The 16,204-nt window shown below is 40.8% G+C and carries 16 protein-coding genes; 10 read left to right on the top strand and 6 right to left on the bottom strand.

Going from position 1 to position 16,204, the window contains the following annotated elements:
* Positions 1 to 108 precede the first annotated feature (108 nt).
* From WC955_05740 to rlmD, 4 genes are all read right to left on the bottom strand, one after another.
* Positions 109 to 1,161, bottom strand: a complete 1,053-nt coding sequence (locus WC955_05740) for an SIS domain-containing protein (protein ID MFA5858549.1) — start codon at positions 1,159 to 1,161, stop codon at positions 109 to 111.
* 27 nt (positions 1,162 to 1,188) lie between these two features.
* Positions 1,189 to 1,566 (bottom strand): Fe-S cluster assembly scaffold protein NifU, encoded by a 378-nt coding sequence (gene nifU, locus WC955_05735; GenBank protein MFA5858548.1) that lies wholly within the window; start codon positions 1,564 to 1,566, stop codon positions 1,189 to 1,191.
* Positions 1,567 to 1,601: 35 nt separating this feature from the next.
* Complete coding sequence (locus WC955_05730) at positions 1,602 to 2,087, bottom strand: ferritin family protein (GenBank protein MFA5858547.1); 486 nt, start codon at positions 2,085 to 2,087, stop codon at positions 1,602 to 1,604.
* Between the two features lie 135 nt (positions 2,088 to 2,222).
* Positions 2,223 to 3,398, bottom strand: a complete 1,176-nt coding sequence (rlmD, locus tag WC955_05725; GenBank protein MFA5858546.1) for a 23S rRNA (uracil(1939)-C(5))-methyltransferase RlmD — start codon at positions 3,396 to 3,398, stop codon at positions 2,223 to 2,225.
* A gap of 200 nt (positions 3,399 to 3,598) precedes the next feature.
* Between rlmD and WC955_05720 the strand changes: the two genes are divergently transcribed.
* From WC955_05720 to WC955_05675, 10 genes are all read left to right on the top strand, one after another.
* On the top strand, positions 3,599 to 3,880 hold the full coding sequence (locus tag WC955_05720; protein ID MFA5858545.1) for a helix-turn-helix domain-containing protein: 282 nt from the start codon (positions 3,599 to 3,601) through the stop codon (positions 3,878 to 3,880).
* 26 nt (positions 3,881 to 3,906) lie between these two features.
* The gene (locus tag WC955_05715; protein ID MFA5858544.1) at positions 3,907 to 5,079 is read left to right on the top strand and encodes a KamA family radical SAM protein; all 1,173 of its coding nucleotides are present in this window, start codon (positions 3,907 to 3,909) and stop codon (positions 5,077 to 5,079) included.
* Positions 5,080 to 5,167: 88 nt separating this feature from the next.
* Positions 5,168 to 5,419: a hypothetical protein gene (locus WC955_05710; protein ID MFA5858543.1), complete on the top strand. Its 252-nt coding sequence runs from the start codon at positions 5,168 to 5,170 to the stop codon at positions 5,417 to 5,419.
* 234 nt (positions 5,420 to 5,653) lie between these two features.
* Positions 5,654 to 8,170 (top strand): carboxypeptidase regulatory-like domain-containing protein, encoded by a 2,517-nt coding sequence (locus WC955_05705; protein ID MFA5858542.1) that lies wholly within the window; start codon positions 5,654 to 5,656, stop codon positions 8,168 to 8,170.
* Positions 8,161 to 8,709: a type II secretion system protein gene (locus WC955_05700; protein MFA5858541.1), complete on the top strand. Its 549-nt coding sequence runs from the start codon at positions 8,161 to 8,163 to the stop codon at positions 8,707 to 8,709. Before WC955_05705 ends, WC955_05700 begins: the two co-directional genes overlap by 10 nt.
* Positions 8,702 to 10,003 carry a hypothetical protein gene (locus WC955_05695; GenBank protein MFA5858540.1) on the top strand — a complete coding sequence of 434 codons (1,302 nt, stop codon included), beginning with the start codon at positions 8,702 to 8,704 and terminating at the stop codon, positions 10,001 to 10,003. The genes WC955_05700 and WC955_05695 overlap by 8 nt, the downstream gene beginning before the upstream one ends.
* Entirely contained in the window at positions 9,997 to 11,277 is a 1,281-nt protein-coding gene (locus WC955_05690) for a hypothetical protein (GenBank protein ID MFA5858539.1), read from the top strand. The genes WC955_05695 and WC955_05690 overlap by 7 nt, the downstream gene beginning before the upstream one ends.
* A 13-nt stretch (positions 11,278 to 11,290) precedes the next feature.
* Entirely contained in the window at positions 11,291 to 12,520 is a 1,230-nt protein-coding gene (locus tag WC955_05685) for a DUF1015 domain-containing protein (protein ID MFA5858538.1), read from the top strand.
* A gap of 23 nt (positions 12,521 to 12,543) precedes the next feature.
* Positions 12,544 to 13,146, top strand: coding sequence for a CvpA family protein (locus WC955_05680; GenBank protein MFA5858537.1), 603 nt, complete (start codon positions 12,544 to 12,546; stop codon positions 13,144 to 13,146).
* On the top strand, positions 13,136 to 13,312 hold the full coding sequence (locus tag WC955_05675; protein ID MFA5858536.1) for a hypothetical protein: 177 nt from the start codon (positions 13,136 to 13,138) through the stop codon (positions 13,310 to 13,312). The genes WC955_05680 and WC955_05675 overlap by 11 nt, the downstream gene beginning before the upstream one ends.
* Here the strand turns inward: WC955_05675 and WC955_05670 are convergent.
* Together WC955_05670 and WC955_05665 are read right to left on the bottom strand one after the other, a co-directional pair.
* Positions 13,292 to 15,223: a hypothetical protein gene (locus WC955_05670; protein ID MFA5858535.1), complete on the bottom strand. Its 1,932-nt coding sequence runs from the start codon at positions 15,221 to 15,223 to the stop codon at positions 13,292 to 13,294. The two genes, WC955_05675 and WC955_05670, sit on opposite strands and share 21 nt — an antisense overlap.
* A 143-nt stretch (positions 15,224 to 15,366) precedes the next feature.
* On the bottom strand, positions 15,367 to 16,032 hold the full coding sequence (locus WC955_05665; protein ID MFA5858534.1) for a hypothetical protein: 666 nt from the start codon (positions 16,030 to 16,032) through the stop codon (positions 15,367 to 15,369).
* Positions 16,033 to 16,204 lie beyond the last annotated feature (172 nt).

The following is a 16,204-nucleotide window of genomic DNA, read 5'->3' as shown; positions in this document are numbered from 1 at the left end:
TTCTAACAACTCCTCCTTTTGTTCCTAATAAAATTATCCTAAACAATTGATTTTGTTTTTAAAATCTTATCTTATTTATTTTTTTTATGTCAACTTAAATAATTTTTATTAAATCCCTGACTTTGTAGCCTGGGTTACTTTAGTCAACCCGCGCGGCGCATCCGGATTGTATCCTTTGGTTAACGATAAATGCGCGGCAAGCATCTGCCCTACCACAATATTGGTAAAGGGCGAAATAATAAACGGGATATCTTTCGGGACTTCTATCGGCCACTGCGCCTGGCGTAATAATTTATTATCTGACGTCACAATGATGGTCTCTGCTCCACGGGAACGTATCTTCGTAACAGTTTCCCTCTGTCCCTGTAAGGTCGGATCATTTGGTGCGTAAATTATTACCGGCAGGTTTTGTTCTACCGTTGCTACGGGACCATGCATAAAGTCAGCGGAGGAATACGGGTCCGCGGGAATATAGCATGTTTCCTTAAGTTTTAACGCGGTCTCCAGCGCAGTTGCATAATTAAATCCCCGGCCCAGTACTATACAGTCCGTAATATATTTGTAACGTTCAATTTTTTGTTTTATAACAGTTTCCAATGCAAACAATTCAGTGATCTTTAATGGTGCACGGCGTAGTTGGTTTAACAAACTTTCATTTTTGGCGAACATTCCGGCAAGAAGATATAACGCGGTAAGTTGAGTGGTATACGTTTTAGTTGCGGCAACGCTTCTTTCTATTCCCGCATGGCAAAGGATTACTTCATCAGCTACATTCGCAAGCGTGGAATTCGGTTCATTAGTTATGGCCAGTGCTATTGCACCAAGTTTTTTTACTTCCTTCAGCACCTCGCATACTTCTATGGTTTCGCCTGACTGCGAGATCCCGATAACTATCGCGTTCTTACCAATTCGCGGGGGATGTTTGTATAACGTATAAATTGACGGCATAGTAAGCGTTATGGGTATACCTGTAACGTATTCTAAAAGGTACCGCCCTAGATTTGCCGCGTTATCCGATGTTCCTCTCGCGCAGAGGCCGATAATATTAATGTTTTTGCTTTGAAGACGTGCACATATTTTTTGTACTTTCGTCCATTCACGTTTAATAGTGTTATTGATAGCATCGGGTTGCTGCCTGATTTCTTGTAATATATAAACCATAATACCTGTCCTTAACTACTTATACTTTTATTTCCCCTGTTTTTTTCGGAAATCTTCGATAGCTTTATGCAGCGCATCTGCGCCAAGGTTGGAGCAATGCATTTTGTTGTCCGGTAAACCGTCAAGTTCACGCGCAACTTCCGCTCTTGTGATCTTCAACGCATCATCTAACGTCTTACCTTTTGCCATCTCGCTGACCATACTGGATACCGCGATTGCTGCGCCGCAACCGAATGTTTTGAATTTTACGTCCTCAATTTTTTCGTCTTTTACCTTAATATAAAATGTCATCATATCGCCGCAAGTGGGATTACCGATCTCACCAATTCCATCAGCGTCGCTGATCTCACCTACATTCCGCGGATTCATAAAATGGTCCATAACCTTTTTGCTGTATACCGGCATATAATTATTAAACTCCTTTTCTTTAATGACTTCAATTACTTCTTAACTGCTGTTTTACGTAATTCTACTAATTTCCGAAAATGTTCGCGTTCCTGCGCAATAATTTTTTCTACTACCCCGCGTTCCTGTACAGGTACAAAGTTCGCAAGGTCGGTATAATACAATATTGAATCTTTCTCTGCGGATATACTTAGGCTAAGGACCGTATCAACTGTGATAGATTGAGAGTTCATATACTTATCCGCTGCCTGTCTGTTGAATACGTGTTCATCTGAATATGATTTCAGGTAATAATAATATTCGCCATCAAAATTTTCGGCGGGTTTATATTCACCTGCTGATCTCAGCATCTGCGAAAACGTTTCTTTATGCTTAACCTCATCTTCTGAAAGGGATTGCAGCAATTTCTTCGCTGCCGGGTCGTTTACTTTTAAAGACATTGCGCGGTAAAACGCTTCACCTGTTTTCTCAAGTTCAACTGCTAACGCGATAATCTCTGAAGGTTTAAAAAAATCTGACATATTCATAACCGCCTTATTCTATGTATGTTTAATTTTAAATATTATACCATAGGCCTACAACTATATTTGATGTTTGTAGCAATAAATTGTTTCACAAATTTACGGTTTATATTATCAACACAAAAACGCGGATTGTCAAGCAGTTTTTGATTTCATTACAATTAAAGTCTCAACATGCGGGGTTTGTGGAAACATGTCATAAGGTTCTACAAGTGTAAGTTCGTAAAACCGGGATAGTAATTCTATACTCTGTGATAAGGTTTTTAGATTACAAGAAAGGAAGACTATATGTTTTGGCCGTAAAGATATTGTCATCGCTGCGGTCCCGCGGTCAAGGCCGCTTCTGGGTGGATCAGCAATAATTGCCATCTTAACCATTTTTTTGTACAGCGCATAGGTTTGGATGGCGACTGCAAGAGCGTTTTCTGTCTTACCGGAAATAAAGTCGTAGTTTGTTATACCATTTTCTACGGCATTCATTATCCCATCCGTCACGGCTTCAGCAACATTTTCAATCCCCACTACTTTAGCGGTTTTACCGCTTACCACCGTCCCCAATGTTCCAAGCCCGCAGTATAGGTCAAGGATTATATCGTAATCATTATCCAAAACTTTTAATATGCGTTCACATATTTTGGGGATTATGTACCTGTTTGACTGCCAGAAACTGTATGCTGTGTACTTAAATTGATAGTCTTGGAGTCTCTCATACACAAAACCGTCGCCTTTTAGTACTACGCGTTCCATTGAGTACGCAACATCGCTTAATGAATCATTAATACTCCATACCACGCTACAATTTTGTTTCCCTGCAGCCAGGTATATCACTTCTGATAATGAATATATTAATTCTGTATTAATATTTTTTGTAGTTACAATATTTACAAGCACAGAATTTGTGTGCACAGCTTCGCGGATAACAAGGTATCTCAACCCGGGTGTGTGTTTTTTCAGGTCATAAATTTCTGCATGTATCTCATCACAACGCAGCCGCACAGCGTTAAGTATCTGATTACTTTTTGTTGATTGCAAGTAACAATCTGTGATGTTTACCACACGAAAATGCCGGTTTTTTTCGCGCATGCCTATAACAGTTTTACCGTCACTGTCTTTATTAAACACATACTCCATTTTGTTACGGTAATAATACTCTTTATCCGACGGTACAATAGGCATAAAAGATTGTACCTCAAACTTCGATAACGCATTACGAACCGTTTCTTCTTTCTGCTTTAATTGCCACGGGTATTCAATATCCTGCCACTGACAACCCCCGCAGGTACCATAGTGCGGGCATATACTATCCGGCATATATTATTATCCTTTCGCTTTTATCAGATATAAACATTATACAACATAATAGGTGGTAACAAAAACTGGTGGATACTAAATGATGGTAATACGCGGTAAAGGGTGGTAAATAAAAAAAATATTTTTGTACTTGACACAAAACGGTAATTAATGTATAAGATAAGCAGTAGAAGTATGTATTTGATAAAAGGTGGCAAAAAATGGACAATAGCCCTATAAAGGGTGGTACTAGCATAAACGACTCCCAAAAACAGTCTAAGGAAGTTATGGATATTAAAGAACTGTCTGAGTATCTGGGAATCGGAAAATCAAAAATATATTCGCTCATCCGCCAAAAAAAAATTCCGGCAAGCCGTATCGGCAGGCAATACAGGTTTTCTAAACAGGTTGTAGATTCGTGGTTAAAAGAAAAAATTATTACTGAAAAAGATGATAAACAGCCGTCGTTGTTTAAAGTACAAAAAGATGCGGCAAATAGTTAGATAAATATTAATAATAACATTGTTCTTTGAAAAGATTACAGTTAAACTCAACACCATCGCAAGCGCAAAACGCTCGCGGAGATGTATCTGAAATACTGGCGTACCGTAAGAAAGTAATGGCGTTACCGCAATGGTCACGCTGGCAGTGGCATTATAAAAATCGCATAACAACACTGGCTGGCCTGCGGAAATGGTTGGTACTCTCACCGGAAGAAGAAGATGCAGTTAATCTGGTAAGCAACAGAATGTGTGTTACTCTTACTCCGTTTATAGTCTCAAATATGTCTGTGCTGTCCTCTGGATGCCCTCTGCGTAAACAGTTCATTGCGACCCCAGACGAGTTAAAACTCAGCAAAAACGAGTTATCCGACCCGTGTGGGGAAGTACGGGATACAGTACTTCCGCGGTTGGTAAAACGGTATCCGTCAAGAGTATTATTGCTGGCAACTAACACCTGTGCGGCGTACTGTAGGTATTGTACAAGAAGAAGGATTATTGGAAAAACAAGTCCGGTTTTTGTAATCTCAACCCGGGAAATTGATAATGTTGTTAGGTATCTCAAACAAAACAAAGATATCTGCGACGTATTAATTTCTGGCGGAGATCCGCTGATACTTAGCGATACCAAGATAACAGAATTACTGTACAAACTACGAGCTGTAAAAAGTATTGGTGTTATCCGTATGGGAACGCGGGTGCCGGTAACATTACCGCAAAGGGTTAACCAGCAGTTATGCCGAATATTAAAGAATTTCGGGCCGGTGTATGTAAACATACATTTTAACCATGTATCCGAACTTTCGGAGGAAACAATGAATGCTTGTGAAACTATGGCGGATAACGGCATAATCCTTGGCAGCCAAACGGTATTACTAAAAGATATTAATGATACTACTGAAGCATTGAGTTCTTTGTTTCTTGCATTAACGCGTATCCGTGTACGGCCATACTACTTATACCAATGCGACCTGGCAGAAGGAACTGAACATTTTCGTGTACCGGTACGGGATGGGATTAAATTAATGAAAACCCTGCGGGGTTATCTTCCGGGATACGCGGTACCGACATATGTTATTGACGCTCCGGGAGGCGGCGGGAAAGTGCCTGTTGGGCAGGATTATGTTGTGGAACATACAAAAACAACTGTAGTCCTAAAAAATTATAAAGGTAAAACATATTTTTATCCGGAACCTTTATAACTGAACTTATATATTAAGAAATTATACATTTATACACATATACACGATATGTGCAAATCGTGCAAAGAAAGGTGGTGGACAAAGTCAAATGGCAGAAAAAGTAACAAAGCTCGGAGTAAAACGGCAGGAAGGGTTCTTGTATTTCATTGATAAGGCAGGTGACGTTTCACGCGCAAAAATGGCCCGCGGTAAAAAGAAAGGCGGGAAAGCGGAAAAAGTCGCGAAAGCCGGAGTCAAGAAAGCAAAAGGATACCTCTATTTCCTCGATAAGGCAGGCGATGTTTCACGCGCGATCATGAAACGCGGACGTGACAAGAAGAAAAAAAAGGGCAAGAAATAGGCTTATAGAAAAGTACACTTGCTAAAAAAAGGCAGTACGGCTTACACTCTTTAGCACGGCTGTCTTACCTGAAAACTGGGAAGGAGCCAAATTAGTTGGCTCCTTCTCATTTGTTTTTAATATGCTTGTTGACAAACACACATCTTTTAATAATAATGTTAATAGAAACAATGTAATAATGTAATTCTGTCAATATGAGACATATGGTACATAGAAGGATTTGATCAACGTGCTATGAAAAGAATTTTAGGTAATGATGCTTTTAGCACAGTAGAACTTATGATAGCAGTAACTATGATCAGCATCTTCTTTTTAGCTATTATAAGTTCATTTTTTAATATTAACCGTGGCTTGCTCATATCTAAAACACGTACACTGGCAACTAATCTTGCACAGGAAAAAATTGAATCTTCAAAAAATATATCGTATTTCCGGCTCATACCAACTTCATTGGACGATTTAAACACCTATGGCTATGACAAAACATATTATGTACCGGAAACACTTTTTGTCGGTGATACATCTTATGAACGCAGGATTGCTGTTTATAAAGTAGCAGAAGATGCTGATGGTGAAATCCAGACTCTATCCCCTACCGCGGAAGATACAGGGTTGAAACAAATAAAAGTTACGGTTCTGTGGACAGAAAGCGGGGAACAAAAAACACTGGAACTAACAAACCTGAGGGATAACCCTAACCGCACGGCGTTAAACGGTACAATCACAGGTACTGTTTATGAATATGGAACAATGGCGCCTGTATACCAAGCACAGGTGTCTCTTGTAGAGAATCAGAATTATACGGATACCACAGATACTAACGGTAAGTTTTCGTTGAAAGTCGCAACTGACACATACAATCTGCAGGTATCCCACCGCAGTTGCTTCCCGGCAGTTGACGGGCCGTTTACGGTGGAGACTGGACAAACTATTGATCGTGATGTGTACCTCACAAAAAAAAGTAGCGGTACTGTAAAAGGATACGCGTTTGTTAACCGCCATTTGATAATGACAATGCTTATATCCGGAACAACCCTTGATCAGCAGATAGAATTTATTGAAGTATATAACCCTACCAACCAACCTATTACCATTGGTTCAACATATTTTTATTTAAAGAGTATTGCCGCGGATAATACTATCTCTAATGTTCCGTTAACCTGGAGTACATCCGACCCTATAACGATCTCAACTGGAGCACATTTACTCATGGCATCCACAGCGCCTCTTACAATTGAAACTTATTACCCCAGCGGGGCTATGTACTCAATAACTCCGGACATTCTTTTCCCTATGGAAACTATTATTCCCACAAACATGGGGCTCGCAATTGCTGACCAGTACGGTGTTGCGTTTGATTCCGCGGGATGGTATCACACTGGCCATGCCGCACCGACTAACGGGAGGGAAACAACAGGCCTTAACTGCGGGGCAGCTGGATTTGATGCGGGAGGGACGATGATACGATGTATTTATTATACTGAAAATACAAGGTGGATCGGATATTCTCAAAGTAATGCTATGGATACCGATAATAATTCATATGACTTTGTGTTTTATGGTAACTCATCGCTTAACGGCAGGGTCTTGCGTAAACCTCGGAAAACTACGGATACTACCCTGCAGGCGTTATGCGGCTACCCGGCATTTGGTGCAGTATGTTATGCGGATGACGGTTTATCAACCGCAGCAATTGCTGCTCAGCCAAGCGGTTCAATACGTTCCGCAAAATTTAACCTCACAAACATAGCGACAGGGCAATGGACAATTTCTATTTCATCCAGTGAATATTACTATGAATCCACCGCTAATGTTTCAGCTAACGGTATAACGGATAAAGGATGGGTTGTGCTTTCATCTCCATGTGTCAACGGTTTTATCACAGGCAGCGTGTATTCCGGATCAGCATATAGCGCCGGTACAGCTGTTAATAATATTCTCGTTAAAGCCGGGATTTATGAAGATCGGACAGATACCAACGGTAATTTCCGTATTCCTGTCCCTCCGGGGGGATATTATGTGATCGCTAATTATGGTAACGATGACGCTGACTATATAGAAGTAGCTACAAATTACGCGATTACTGTCAGCAGTGCGGGGGAAGTTATTACGTTATCGCCTACTGTTTCACCTTACTACTTCAACCTGAAAAGCGGTGGAGGTTTAACCGGACGGGTAGTGATCAATAATGGAATTGACCCGCTACCCAATGTTTCAGTACTGGTTTATGGTTCAGGTGAGGATACGCCGTATGCTACTGCATTGACGGATAATAACGGATATTATGAATTACTAAATCTCTGTACCACAAAAAATGATCATATCGTTGTTCTTCAACTCGATTCCGGTGAGTCATCAACTCCTATAAACGTAACAGAAACCGTATTATCCGGCCAAACTGTTGAGGTTTCAACTTTTGTTGTTACATCAGCTTATGGCAAATTTGTGGGTACCGTAAAAAATAATGGAGTATCAATCAAAACCGGAATCCTGGTTATGGCTACGACTTCTACAATTAGTACTGACCCTCCGGAGATCGGTGATCCTTCATCAACTAATCTATATTACGCTACAATCAGCAATGCTGAAGGTACGTATAGCCTGGAAGTCCGCGGAGGATATTCATACAATGTTTATGCGTGGTACACCAGCGCTGTTACCAGCAGTTTGGTAACTTATTCCAGAAAAAATAGTAACAGTAACTCAATAACAGCCGGGCATGAACAGGCTGTTGACTTTGAATGGCCATAAAAAATATGCTTAAAATACTCAACCGTGCTAAGAAATCTAATAACCGCGGTATGACTTTGGTGGAAGTTCTTATCGGGGTTGCTATTATGGGAATTCTTGGTTCTTTGATGGCAACATTTTTGGTTAACGGTATGCGTTTTTTTCAGTTATCACAGGTACGTGCTGAGATCCAACGTGATGCACGGCGTTGTCTTGACTTAATGAACCGTACCATTCGCCAGGCTCAGGCGTCTACCATACGCATTTCCTCAGAAACTAATCAGCCGCCGTGTTCAAAGATGAGTTTTACTACAGTTAAAGATCAAATGGTTATTTACTACCAGGAAAACAGTAAGTTATACCAAAAAGTTAGTATGGATAACGGGACTACATACCGTACAGATACACTTGCTGAAGGTTTACGTGTAGCAACCTTTGCGTTTCCAAAGAGTGATGACACGGCAATCATAGCGGTATCACTAAGTTTTGAAAAAGCTATTTACTCCGGGACTAAAGCTTTACAGATGTCTGTTGAACAAATCAGGGTGATGAATGACTAGATCACATAATAATACGAGTACCCTGAAGCTTAACGATGAGTCCGGACAGGTAATATTGCTTGTTATAGTTATAATGATGGTCTTTATTCTAGGTATGGAATTATTAGTGAATCTGGTTTCACAGGAAACAAAAACTTCTGTAAAAACTAAACGCACTACCACGGCGTTTCATCTTGCTGAAGCAGGGCTTGACCGCGGAGTATGGAAAATGCAGGAATCAAGTTCCGTATGGGACGATATTGTCACGGGTACTAAAATTGAAGGTTACCGCGGGTATACCTCGGAGTCGTATAAAGAGTATGACAGCGCGGGCAAACTCATGGGTGAGTATGCCATTGATATTGCGAGTACATCACAATCAAACGTTGTCCGTGTATTTTCTAAAGCAAAGGATGCATCAAGTTATGAAGTCCGCGCAATTGAAGCGTATTACCGTAAACAGGTTATTGTCGGACCAATTGACGTGGATAGTACGATTGAGTATAAACCTAACCTTACAGTCCACTGGGGACCCGTGGTTACTTATGGTTCCATAGAGATGTCTCCCACTAAATACTATCCCCGAAAAATATCTAAAGGCCGTATTGTTGGGCGCGATGTTGACCAGTCATCACCAAATACTGACGATCTGGAATACTGGGCATATGAAGATTTAGGTAATCCGCCAAGAGTGGATTTAGCGTATTACAAAACTTTAGCCATAGCATCGCAAGTACTTCCTATGCGGAAAGGTTCTGGTTCCGGGGCGGCAACTGCGTTTCCTTCAGGTAGCGGATACTTCCGCGCAGCGGATAATCCAAATGGTTATGAATTCCGTGCACCTACAGGCTCAGGGAATTATACATTTGAGAATTCTACATCAGTTATTTATGTAGAAGGTAACGCTAGCTTGCCCAGTGGCAAATGCTGGCTCGACGTAGCTGCGTTGATTGTCACCGGGGACTGCGATTTTAATGCGGACTTCCAAACCTACGGCGCTACAATTCCTGTTGGCGCACAAAATGAATACCTGCATCCCAGCGCACAAGGGTTTTGGACAACAAATTTTGCTCCAATTGGAGAGGGCGGGATTTATAGTATATCCAGCTGCGGGATGCACGGATTTTTGTATGTTGGAGGTAAGATGAGCAATGCCGGAGCTAATGCCATAATCGTTGGCGCAATTAAAGTCATTGGGCAGGTGACCTTGAATACTATGACAGTTTACTATGATAGCACCGTTACAAGCGAGATACACCTTACAAGTTCAAACGCGCAGCGTATTTCATGGAATGAAGTGGTGACATCATGGTAAAACTACGAATAAACCAATCCGGGCAGGCTGCAATACTGGTAGTTGTTGCAGTTTTACTGGTATTTATGATAATGATTCCTATGCTGGTAAGCTTAGTGCAAAACGAAGCCAGGTGGACAGTAAAGCAAAAGAAAACCACTACTGCTTTTCATTTAGCAGAAGCCGGGGTTGACCGCGGAGTATGGAAACTAAGAGAATCCGACTTTACCTGGGAACAAATACTTGAAGGAACAAAAATTGAAGGCTACCGCGGGTTAACCTCTGAATCATACACTGAGACTGTTAATGGAGCATCTGTAGGGGAATATGTGATTGATATAAGTTCCACTGCACTTCCTAATGAAGTACAGATCACTGCCAAGGGACAGGATAAGGACCAGCGTGAGGTACGCACAATTGTGGCGGTATATTCACGTAATGCCGTGAATGCGAGTTTGGATATCGACGGAACAATTGATTATAAACCCAACCTTACCGTTCACTGGGGGCCTGTGGTTACTTACAGTTCAATAGAGATGGCTCCGTCGACATATTATCCACGAAAAATATCTAAAGGCCGTATCGTTGGGCGTGATGTTGACACATCACCTCCAAATACTGACGGGTTGGAATACTGGGCATATGAAGATTTAGGTAATCCTCCGCAGGTGGACCTTGATTATTACCGTATGCTCGCTATGAATTCCAGGATGACTGCTCCACGTAAGGGCAGCGGTACCGGTTCGGCAGTTGCATATCCGGCAGGAAGCGGGTACTTCCGTGCGGCGGATAATCCTAACGGCATAGAATTCCGCGCAGCATCCGGCAGCGGAAATTATGAATATGAAAGTTCTACATCCGTTATTTATATTGAAGGAAATGCAAGCCTTCCCAGCGGTAAATGCTGGCTTGACGTCGATGCTCTTGTAGTAACACAGGATTGTGATTTTAACGCGGACTTCAAAACTTATATTGCCACAATACCCGTTGGCGCGCAAAATGAGTACCTCCATCCCAGCGCACAGAGCATGTGGACTTCGGAGTTTGCCGCTGCAGGAGAAGGCGGGCAATATTCAATCTCTAACTGCGGCATGCGCGGATTTCTTTACGTAGGACGTAATTTTTCAAATGCCGGCGCGAATGCCAAAATTGTGGGTGTAATTAAAGTTCTAGGTGCTGTTACTATTAACACAATGACCGTGTATTACGATGCTGGAGTATCCTCAGAAGTACGGCTCACAAGTACGCCGATGCGATTACGCAGTTGGTCGGAAATACAAAGTAGTTGGGAGTAAAGGAATTTATTTCATGGTAATCATTCAACCGTTTAAAGGTATACATTATAGAACCTTGAGAAAAGACGGTATACAAAATTTTATCTGCCCGCCCTACGACGTTATCCCGGTAGAAGAACGCGCGTGGTACCGCCAGGTAAGCCCGTATAACATTGTACGGCTGGAGCTTCCTCAGGGTAAGAATAAATATCTTACCGCCCAAAGTATTTATAAGAAATGGATAACTAAACACGTTCTGGAACAGGATAGCTCCGCAGCGTTTTATATTTACAGCCAGTCATTTAACAATCTTACAGATAGTAAAATCTATACACGTTATGGTATTTTTGTAGCGTTAAAAGCAGAACCGTTCGGTAAAAATGTTCGGCCTCATGAGCATACGTTTAAAAAATATAAAAATGATAGGTTACGGCTTTATAACGCAACAAAACTCAACATCAGCCCGGTATTCGGGATTTTTAGTGATAATAATAATAGGATAACAAAGTTTATACATTCATATTGCCTTAAGAATCAACCGGTAAATGATTTTTATGATAAATACCATACACGCCAGCGGTTATGGGTGGTATCCTCGCCGGAACTCTGTGACAATATTTCTAAGATGTTCAAAAAAACAGTTGTCTATATAGCTGACGGGCATCACCGGTACGAAACCGGTGTGATGTATGCAAAGAACAACCGCGGGATTGATTCTGCACAATACTGCCTTGTCGGCCTTACCGCAATGGAAGATCCTGGGTTGCTGGTACTTCCTACTCACAGAATGGCGGTACTAAAAAATAAAATTGAGCTAAATAAACTGTTTAACGAACTAAGAACTTACTTTGTTTTTACTCCGGTTAACAATTTTGTACCCAAGAAAAATATTACCTGTATAATTTCGTATCTCGGTAAAAAGTTTAGCGTAAAACTTACACCCAAAGGTATAGCTGAAATAAGAAAGATGCACCCCCGTGCCTCAAACATCTACCGACAGTTGGAAGTAACGGTACTTCACTCTTTATTAATCCCAAAACTTCCGGTTCACGAAGTAAGGTATTACAAAAACTTTTCTGACCTTTCTTCCGATTCGAAGAAGTATGCGGGAAATAAGGTTTTTTCGATATTCCTTCCGTCTCCAAGAATAAAAGATGTAAAAGCCGTAGCTAATAACAGCGAGTTTATGCCGCATAAATCCACATATTTTTATCCCAAACTTCCTACGGGGATGGTAATGTATTCTTTAAAAAATAGCAGGTAAAGCAGTAATAAAGAGGAGATTAAATGCAAGCAATTAACTGGGTAGATATTGTTGTAACCATAGTATTATTATTCGGTATAGGCTTCGGTGTTTCCCGCGGGGTTATCAGTATGATCACCTCAGTATTTTCCGCGGCAGTAGGGATCCTTTTTGCTATGTCGTATGGCAACAACTGGGTTATTGTCCCGAATCTTCCGTTAATAGTAAACTATATCCTTCTTTTTTTTATTAGCAGCGGCATTGTTTTTCTGTTAGGTTTAATACTAAAAAAAATCTTGCACGCATTAATGCTGGGCTTCATCGACCGTATCCTCGGTGGGGTGGTAGGGTTCGCATTTGGGTTCATCATTGCATCCGCAATATTTTTTGTATTAACTATGTTCCCGCAGTTAAAACAGTACGCCGCAGAATCATATTCTTCTCAAGTATTCAGTAAAATGATTGAATGGGACGATATTGTTCCTCAGGAAGTGAAAGACTTGCAGAAAATTGATGTTAGTAAGGAAGTACAGAAGAAAATGGAACAACCTATGAAGTCGTTGAAGGAATTACAGGAACAGCAGAAGGATATAGGCCAAATACAAAAAAAGATTGAGAAAGGTATAAAGAAACTAAATGAAGATTGACCTTACCGAACAGGAGCTTAATATAATTTTAGACTGGAGTGAAGACGCGACTACCGGCTTTTTTTCTGGCGGGGATAAGGTTGTTACGCTTGATGAAGATAAACTTATAAAACGCCTTGAAGAGTTTAAGAATAAATTTAGTGAACTAAAGAAAAATAAGAATTAACCAGCACCCGGAAAGTATTGTTAATATACCCAATACCGTGCCTATTGTAAACATTACCGGTTTATACTTCAATACAATGGTTTCTTCCTTATCACCCGACAAAGTTGCTGTATATTCACTACCATAATCCCCGGTATCTGTTGCTTTAAAATACTTATTTCTGTGTATTACATACCATCCCGATAGGTTTGTACCCGACATTTTCAAAGTACAGACAGAACCCGGAGGACATATGAAATTTGATAATATATATGTGTTGGGTTCCGGCTGCAGGATTTTGGGGATATACCTCTGCGAATTACCGGTTTGACTGTAGTAAAACATCGGTTCTACCATAGGTGTTTCATACAATTTTATCCCCGTGCTACCATTTTCTATCAGAGACCATTTCACTGCAAGTATAGATAATAACTTTTGTTCCGCATTATAAAAATCAGTATCTATGGTAGTCCACCGAGCGCCTAAAGAGGATGTGTATCTAACATAATTCTTTGGAATTATAACTTCGCAGCCGTTTGTGTTGTACAGATGATAAAGCATTGCTTTATTGTGATTACCAACCTCCGGTGCGGTGTATATACGGTAACATCCCGTAGTGTTCAAGCTTTGCATATCCTTTGCATAAGCGGATGGATTGGAATACACATTGTCACCGGAATGAATAAAATGAGTATTCCAAAAAAATAACCGTGCTGCCATAACTGTAATAAAATATAAAACAAAGACGCCATACCATTTGTTTTTAACCTGTGTACTGAAATATTGACAACTATACTCCCAACCATATAAAGCTAGCATTATTAACGCGAAGAGGGATAAAAAAATGAACCGTCCCGGTGCACGAAAGTATGTTAAACCTGGAAGGATTTTATATAAATACTTATTTACCGGATTAAACGCACCCATAGCAAGAAAGATGCCTATAAATACAATTATCACCCACACAATAATTGAATACTTCCTGGTTTTTAACCCAATAACTGTTGCTCCGGCTGCCAGTATTAACGGCAATGTTCCCATCCATAGGCATTGGAGTTCAAAAAAGTCGCTGGGGTAAGGGAGGTTGATGGTTCCGTGTATGCCAACAGAATGAAAAATGTTTGGGTTAAGAAATAATAACAGGTTTTTCAACGGTAACGAGTACGATACAATGGAGCTATAATCCCAGATCCCGGCATCCGCGCGCTGGGAGATAAACGCGAACTCCAGAGTTGGCAATAATTGTGGTGCGGTGATAATAAACGACAATAATATCGGCGGGATTAACCACAATAAATGTGATGGTTTGACCGCAAGAACAAATAATACTAATAATATCATTAGAATATAATACGCCTGTGTATGCCCGGATAAAAACATGAAGCTTATAGCCAGTGCGGATAAACCAACCATAAACCAGTTTAACCGTTTACGGTTGAGTAAATCATGGATAAACAACAATACTGCAGGGAAAGACATTATCCCGGCTAAAAACGCGGGATGTCCCGCTGTTATTTTTAAGATATTGAACGGCAGGTACGCAAATAATAACGCGCCAAGTAGCGCTGTTGAGGATAATTTAAAATACTTACGTAGAAAAAGGTATATAAACACGCTGCCGTAAAGAAGATATAGTAATACTGACCAGTTCATCCCAGGGACTACCTTAAAAAAGTATGTTGGTGTGCTTAACGGGTAAAACACCGCATTTTGCGGGCTCGCGAGAAACGGCATTCCGCTAAAGATATACGGATTCCATAACGGTACCGCGCCAAGGGTAAGAGTTTCTACCGCAAAATTTTTGAAGGGATAGTAATAACGGTAAACATCGCCGAAGTTATGATATAACGTTCTAGAGAACAGTATTGGGCTAAGCAAAAATATTACGGCTGATATTATAATAAATATATTTATACGGTCAGGTTTTGTCATGTTTCACGGTTTCCCTTTTTTCGATACATATCAATATAAACTTTCATATATATTATAAATGTTTTTGTATAAAACAAAACGCTCGCGATATTATGTACCGCGAGCGTCTTGTATTAGATGATTGTATCTAACTAATTTTTGCCTTATCTACCATTCTGTAACCTTAACCGATCCTGATCCGGCACAGGTTGTGTCTGAGTTTGGGTTTGAGTTTGAGTCTGGGTTTGGTTTGCATCATTTGTCCCGGTCGTTGACGTACCAGTTGTATTTGTCACAGGAGCTGGTGGTGGCGGTGTCTTGTGCTTCCTGTCTCTCTTCTGGTCACGATCTTTCGCTTGTTCTTTATCGCCATCTGAAGTCTTTGAGGTTTTTACCGCAGTTTTTTCTTTTGATTCCGTTGACGTTGTTGTTGCTGTATTTTCCTGCGCAGCTTTTGCTACTCCTTCACCCTTCGCACCGTTATCCAATGCTTTTGTTACTGCATTAAGCGCTTTCTCTACAGGAACGCCTTTATCTACTAAAGATTTAAGGACTTCCACTGACTTCGCTTTCGTCTTTTTATCCGCTTTAACTTTATTTGCTTTCATTTCACATTTCTTTACAGCATCTGCTACCGCTTTTTTGTCAACATCAGCCGCAACTGTATTTGTTGCCGGTGCAGCTGTTACTACATCCACAGCTGGCGTGGTTGTTGGCTGCGCAGCTGTCGTTGTGGTCGCTGTATCATCTGTTTCCGCTGCCGGTGTTGCCGCAAAGGATAATCCTGATGCTAACGCTAATACTGTTACTAACATTACGAACCGTTTCATTTCTCTTTTTCCTCCTGTTTTTTTGTTTACTTTCTCTTACTGCTTTTAAACGCCCGTAACCTTTACGGAGCGTTTCATTTGTTTCTCCAGCCCATCTTTCTTTATCCGTACTTCAAGCTGCCAGTCTCCGGATTTTGCGCCTTTTACTTTGATTAACGCAAAGTTCTCGCCC

The sequence above is a fragment of the Elusimicrobiota bacterium genome (assembly GCA_041658405.1).
Taxonomy (GTDB): Bacteria; Elusimicrobiota; UBA5214; order JBBAAG01; family JBBAAG01; genus JBBAAG01.
This window is presented reverse-complemented; position numbering and strand designations above follow the sequence as displayed.